Source organism: Algibacter sp., from assembly GCF_049667265.1.
In the GTDB taxonomy this organism is placed as follows: domain Bacteria; phylum Bacteroidota; class Bacteroidia; order Flavobacteriales; family Flavobacteriaceae; genus Algibacter_B.
Genome location: NZ_JBATHX010000465.1, coordinates 1 through 6135, shown reverse-complemented (window position 1 = coordinate 6135; position 6135 = coordinate 1). Strand labels below are relative to the sequence as shown.

Genomic DNA, 6135 nt, shown 5'->3' with positions numbered 1-6135 from the left:
TTTTTGCCCAATTTTTTATCCATTTTGAAAGCAATTCTACAAATTCTGCATCATCATTTAAGCACGGAACGGTTGTAAACTCTTTGCCACCAACTTCATGGAATAATTCCTGACCTTCCATGGCAATTTCTTCAAGGGTTTCTAAACAATCGCTAACAAAAGCCGGCGTTACAATGGCCATGTTTTTGATTCCTTTTTTACCTAAACGCTCAATAGTTCTATCGGTATATGGTAACAACCATGGGTCAAATCCTAAACGCGATTGAAAGGAGGTTGAAAAGGTTTCTGCTTTTAAGTTTAGCTTTTCAGCTACTAATCGGGTAACTTCTAAACATTGATGTTTATAGCAAAATTCGTGCGCCTTGCTTGGGGTAACACAACAACTCTTATCTATTTTACAATGTGATTTTGTGACATCACTTTTTCTAATGTGACGTTCTGGAACGCCGTGATATGAAAATAATAAATGTTCGTATTTTTTATCTTTTAAATGATTTTTTATGGAATTTGAAAGCACCTCAATATAATCAGGTTTGTTGTAAAATGCTGGAACTGATGCTATTTTTAAACTCGGAAAATGTTGTTGACGAAGCTCTTCGGCTAAAACCGTAATAGTTTCGGTTGTTGCCATAGCGAATTGTGGGTATAGCGGAAAAAGCAATACTTCTTCAACGCCTTTGTCAACCAATTCTTGAAGTCCTTTTTTAATAGTCATGCTACCATATCGCATAGCCAGCCCAACAGGTTGCTCAACTTGTTGCTGTATTTTCTTTTGAAGCCTTTCAGACAATACAATTAAAGGAGATCCTTCATCCCACCATATTTTTTTATAGGCTGCTGCCGATTGTTTTGGGCGAGTGTTTAAAATAATCCCTTTTACTAAAGCGGTTCTAGCAACTAGCGGAATATCAATAACACGCTCGTCCATTAAAAACTCACCTAAATACTTTTTTACATCTTTTGGGCTTGGACTATCTGGCGAACCAAGATTGACTAGTAAAATTCCTTTTTTCATTAACGCTATTATTTTTTTTCCTTAGTCTTTTCAATTGAATTTGGCTGAAACAATTTTGGGCGTTCCTCATTATAATCACAATCTTGAAATATGCCACAAGACACATTTGTTCGTGCTAAAGATTTTCCAAAATTACTGTTTTTTAATAAGGCTTCAATTTCTGGGGTTAGGTATTTCATTTTTTACGGGCTTTTAATTTTTAACTTAGTCTAAAATAGTGTTCAAGACTTTCATTTTAAAATTTATCCTAAGGACATCACATATTTTTTTGGGGTTGTACCATACTTCTTTTTAAAGGCTGAAATAAAATGGCTTGAGGTGCTGTAACCCACCTTATGCCCTACTTCATTCACATTATCATTCCCAGCTTCCAACAATTTTCTAGCAACTTCCATTTTATAATCGAATAAAAAACTAAAAACCGAATCGCCATAAATTTGCTTAAACCCTTCTTTCAGTTTTTTAAGACTTAAACCTATTTCATCTGAGAGCTCTTGTAAACTTGGTGGTTCAGCCATTCTTGAAATCACAATTTCTTTTGCTTTTCTTATTTTTATCACGTTAGTTTCATCAACTAAAAATGGACATTGCTCCACATTAGCATCTTCACTTCTATTAAAATATAAACTTAACAACTCATAAGCTTTCCCTTTAAAATACAATGATTTTATAGATTGATTAAGATTATAATTTATTAATTGGTTTAAAACTATGGCCATGGATGGCGATATAACACCATCTTTATAGTATTTTTTATCTCGATTATCTTCACTTAAAAAAGTAATATAATCGGCTTCTTGAGAAAACAACCCATGAAACTTTTTAATCGAAATTAAAACTGAAACAATCCAAGAATTAGGATCTACCTGAAGATTGATAGGTAATTCTCGTTGCGGGTTATATAGCAACAATGAGTTTTCTTCATTTATATCCAAAGCATATCGCCCTTGATTAAAAACAAACTTGGTGGATCCCTTAACACAAAAATGAAATTGCAAAAAAGAGCTATCTATTTCTTTAGCAACACTTTGAGGAACATGCTCGTCGTTTTTAAACATTAAAATTAAAAATCCATCTTCGATAATTGTTTCTTCAAATGAACTTTTAGCGATACTTTTATTTGCACTTAACTCTTGACTCATAAGTATTTTATTTAGATTCATTCTAAACTAAGCATATAAAACTTGCCTAATTCACTACAAAAATATGACATTTACCAAGATTTTTAAAAAAACAACGTTAAAAAACCACAAACGATACTAAAAGTTCGTTAAGCGTTACTTTTGTTTCAACCTTACTTATATTTTTGCTTCACATTTTCAGGTATAGCAATGCAGAAATACAATATTAGTAAAAGTAGTTCCTTTTATGCTATTGGTTTAAGTTACAAAAAAGCCGATGCGGATATAAGAGGACATTTTAGTTTGGATGAAAACTCCAAGCTAGCATTACTTAATCAGGCTAAAGAAAATGACATTGAAAGTTTGGTAGTAACTTCTACTTGTAACAGAACCGAAATATATGGTTTTGCACAACACCCGTTTCAACTCATCCAATTACTTTGCGAAAATACTCGTGGAACCGTTGAAGAATTTCAAAAGGTAGCCTATGTTTATAAAAACGCAGAGGCTATTTCACACATGTTTCGTGTAGGGTCTGGTTTAGATAGTCAAATTCTAGGCGATTTTGAAATTATTAGCCAGTTAAAAATAAGCACAAAACTTTCAAGAAAACACGGATTACTAAATCATTTTACTGAACGTTTAGTAAATGCTGTTATTCAAGCTAGTAAACGCATTAAAACTGAAACTGATATTTCTTCAGGCGCAACTTCGGTTTCATTCGCCTCTGTTCAATATATTTTCAAAAATGTTGAAAATGTTTCAGACAAAAATATTCTATTATTTGGAACTGGAAAAATTGGACGAAATACTTGCGAAAACCTTGTAAAACATACAAAAAATAAGCATATAACTTTAATAAACAGAACCAAAGACAAAGCGGAACAAATTGCTGGAAAATTTGATTTATTGGTAAAAGATTATGCTAATTTACAAGAGGAAGTAAGCGCATCTGATATTTTGATTGTAGCTACTGGTGCTCAACGCCCAACAATTGATAAACATATCATTCAAACCAAAAAACCGCTTCTAATATTAGATTTATCAATTCCGAAAAACGTTAATGAAAATGTGAGGGAATTAGATAATGTAACTTTAGTTCATTTAGATCATTTATCTCAAATTACGGATGATAATTTGGAGGCTAGAAAAGCGCATATTCCTTCCGCGGAAGCGATTATAGAAGATATTAAAGGAGAGTTTAACAGTTGGTTAGAAACGCGAAAATTTGCACCAACCATTAAAGCTTTAAAACATAAATTAGCTGATTTTGCTAGTGCCGAATTAGATACGCAACGTAAGAAAAATGCGAATTTCAATGAAGCGCAAGCCGAATTAATTAGCAATAACATCATTCAAAAAATCACCAATCATTTTGCACATCATTTAAAAGATGATGCTATTTCTACTGATGATAGTTTGGAACTTATTAAAAAAGTATTTCAGTTAGAAGAACCTAAAAAAACCAATGTCTAAAATTATAAGAATTGGCACGCGCGATAGTGAATTAGCACTTTGGCAAGCCAAAATAGTACAAAGTTTACTTGAAGAAGCTGGTCATAAAACCGAACTCGTTCCCGTAAAATCTACGGGCGATTTAATTTTAGACAAACCACTTTATGAGCTAGGAATAACTGGTATTTTTACCCGAACCTTAGATATCGCCATGTTGAATGATGTTATCGATATAGCCGTACATTCTCTAAAAGATGTACCAACAGTTTTACCAAAAGGCATTGTACAAGCAGCAGTTTTAAAACGTGGGAACGTAAATGACACCCTTGTTTTTAAAGACAATGAAGAGTTTTTAGGCGCTAAAGAAGCTGTTATAGCAACAGGTAGCTTACGCCGAAGAGCTCAATGGCTAAACCGTTTTCCAACACATACTATTACAGATTTACGCGGCAATGTAAATTCGCGTTTAGAAAAATTGGAAGATAGTGATTGGAATGGGGCAATTTTTGCTGCCGCTGGAATAGGTAGAATAGGGATAAGACCAGAAGAAGCTATCAATTTAGAATGGATGATACCAGCTCCTGCACAAGGCGCAATCATGATTACGGCTTTAGACGAGGATGATTTTGTAAAAGAAGCATGTGCTTCACTAAACCACGAAGAAACCGAAATTTGTACCACTATTGAGCGCGAATTTCTAAACAAACTTGAAGGTGGTTGTACAGCTCCAATTGGCGCTTTAGCATATATTAAAGATGAGGAAATCAACTTTAAAGGTGTTTTATTAAGTCCAGATGGCACTAAAAGAATTGATGTTACCCGAGTTAAAAAACTAGGCGAACACAATGATATGGCGCATTATTGTGCCGATTTTGTTATTGAACGTGGCGGAAAACGTTTAATGGATAAAATTAAAAATTCCGACAGGAAAACAAATGTATATTCTACCAAGAGTTTTACTGAAGATCAACGTTTGTTGTTTCATGAAAAAGTAATAGCAGAAAGTTCAGATTTTATAAAAATAAGTTTGAACAGAATTCACCCGCGATTCTTAAAAAATGAAATTGAAAATGTCGTAATTACCAGTAAAAACGCGGTAGAATCGTTAACTACAAATTATTCAGCCATAGAGTTACAGTTTAAAAATATTTACTGTGTTGGCAGAAGAACAAAACGTTTGGTAGAAAACAAAATAGGCAAGGTTAAGCACACCGAAAAGAATGCTAAAAAACTGGCTGAATATTTAGTTGATTATATTGAAGGCACTAAAGTTACATACTTCTGTAGCGATTTAAGACTAGATGATTTACCAAACATTTTAGAAGAAAACAATATTGAAGTTACCGAAATAGAAGCTTACGAAACAAAATACGATGGCATAAAAGTGGCCGAATCCGTTGAAGCCGCTATGTTTTACAGTCCATCAACGGTTGAAAGTTTTGTACGCAGCAATAAAAATGAAGTGATCGCATTTTGTATTGGAGAAACCACAGCCAAAGAAGCTAAGAAACATTTTAAGGATGTTAGAGTTGCAAAAGTACCAACTGTTGAGAGTGTGATTGAGTTGGTTAATGAGTATTACGTTTAAAGAGATATGATTAAAAACGATTTATTTTTAAGAGCATTAAAAGGAGAAACCGTAAACCGCCCACCAGTTTGGATGATGCGTCAAGCAGGACGTTATCTTCCAGAATTCATGGAAATAAAGGCTAAATACGATTTCTTTACACGTTGTCAAACTCCAGAATTAGCAAGTGAAATTACTGTGCAACCCATCCGTCGTTATGGAATGGATGCCGCGATTCTATTCTGTGATATTTTAGTAATTCCTCAAGCCATGAATATTGAGGTACAGATGAAACCCAATTTTGGTCCGTATTTACCAAATCCTGTTCGATCACAAAAAGACGTCGATAATGTTATTGTTCCAGATGTTACGCAAGCTTTAGATTACGTTTATCAAGCCATAAAAGCAACCAAAGAAAAATTAAACGACGAAATCCCATTAATAGGTTTCGCGGGTTCACCTTGGACTATTTTATGTTATTGCGTACAAGGTCAAGGCAGTAAAAATTTCGATAAAGCCAAAGAATTTTGCTTTACAAACCCTATTGCAGCTCACCAATTATTACAAAAAATAACCGATACAACTATTGCTTATCTTAAGGAAAAAGTAAAAGCAGGATGCGACGCCGTTCAGGTTTTCGATTCTTGGGGAGGCATGCTTTCACCAGTCGATTATCAAGAATTTTCGTGGCAATATATCCAACAAATTATCGATGCTTTAAAAGATGATGCTCCGGTTATCGCTTTCGGAAAAGGCTGTTGGTTCGCACTTGGGGACATGGCAAAATCTGGAGCTTCTGCTTTAGGTGTAGACTGGACGTGTTCACCCAAAAACGCGCGTTATTTATCTGGCGGAAACATTACGCTTCAGGGTAATTTCGACCCAACACGCTTATTTTCGCCACCGGCAGAAATCAAAAAAATGGTACACCAAATGATTAACGATTTTGGTAAAGACAAATACATCGTAAACCTTGG

Annotated in this window: 6 protein-coding genes; 3 read left to right on the top strand and 3 right to left on the bottom strand. The window is 34.2% G+C overall.

Going from position 1 to position 6135, the window contains the following annotated elements; translation table 11 throughout:
- The 3 genes from hemH to WBN21_RS16035 form a co-directional block, all read right to left on the bottom strand.
- Window positions 1-1015 (bottom strand): ferrochelatase (hemH, locus tag WBN21_RS16045; RefSeq protein WP_424202059.1); only part of this gene is annotated, 1015 nt, incomplete at its 3' end.
- Between the two features lie 8 nt (window positions 1016-1023).
- On the bottom strand, window positions 1024-1194 hold the full coding sequence (locus tag WBN21_RS16040) for a hypothetical protein (protein WP_424202057.1): 171 nt from the start codon (window positions 1192-1194) through the stop codon (window positions 1024-1026).
- Window positions 1195-1257: 63 nt separating this feature from the next.
- On the bottom strand, window positions 1258-2157 hold the full coding sequence (locus WBN21_RS16035; RefSeq protein ID WP_424202055.1) for a helix-turn-helix transcriptional regulator: 900 nt from the start codon (window positions 2155-2157) through the stop codon (window positions 1258-1260).
- A 189-nt stretch (window positions 2158-2346) separates the two neighbouring features.
- Between WBN21_RS16035 and hemA the strand changes: the two genes are divergently transcribed.
- From hemA to hemE, 3 genes are all read left to right on the top strand, one after another.
- Complete coding sequence (gene hemA, locus WBN21_RS16030) at window positions 2347-3612, top strand: glutamyl-tRNA reductase (RefSeq protein WP_424202053.1); 1266 nt, start codon at window positions 2347-2349, stop codon at window positions 3610-3612.
- Window positions 3605-5179 (top strand): hydroxymethylbilane synthase, encoded by a 1575-nt coding sequence (gene hemC, locus WBN21_RS16025; RefSeq protein WP_424202051.1) that lies wholly within the window; start codon window positions 3605-3607, stop codon window positions 5177-5179. Before hemA ends, hemC begins: the two co-directional genes overlap by 8 nt.
- 6 nt (window positions 5180-5185) lie before the next feature.
- A partial coding sequence (gene hemE, locus WBN21_RS16020) for a uroporphyrinogen decarboxylase (RefSeq protein WP_424202049.1) occupies window positions 5186-6135 on the top strand: 950 nt, incomplete at its 3' end.